Raw genomic sequence first — 425 nt, forward strand, 5'->3', positions numbered from 1 at the left:
CGTCGCGGGCCAGCGCCTTGACGATCTCGACGCGCTGCTGCACGCCGACGGGCAGGTCGCCGACGAGCGCGTCGGGGTCGAGGTCGAAGCCGAACCGCTCCGAGATCTCCCGCACCCGCCGCCGCGCGGTGCGCATGTCGAGCCAGCCGGGGCCGCGCACGTCCTCGTCGCCGAGGACGACGTTCTCGGCGACCGTGAGGACCGGCACGAGCATGAAGTGCTGGTGAACCATGCCGATGCCGGCGCGCATCGCGTCGCCCGGTCCGTCGAAGCGCTGCGGCGCGCCGTCGAGCAGGATCTGGCCGGCGTCGGCGCGCAGCAGGCCGTACAGCACGTTCATGAGGGTCGACTTGCCGGCGCCGTTCTCGCCGAGCAGGCAGTGGATCTGCCCCGGCTCGACCACGAGTTCGATCGCGTCGTTGGCC

Annotated in this window: 1 protein-coding gene; it reads right to left on the reverse strand. The window is 72.5% G+C overall.

Going from position 1 to position 425, the window contains the following annotated elements; translation table 11 throughout:
- On the reverse strand, positions 1-425 hold a 425-nt coding region (locus G3I71_RS48335; RefSeq protein WP_164325335.1), incomplete at both ends, for an ATP-binding cassette domain-containing protein.

The sequence above is a fragment of the Streptomyces sp. SID12501 genome (assembly GCF_010550245.1).
Classification (GTDB): Bacteria; Actinomycetota; Actinomycetes; order Streptomycetales; family Streptomycetaceae; genus Streptomyces.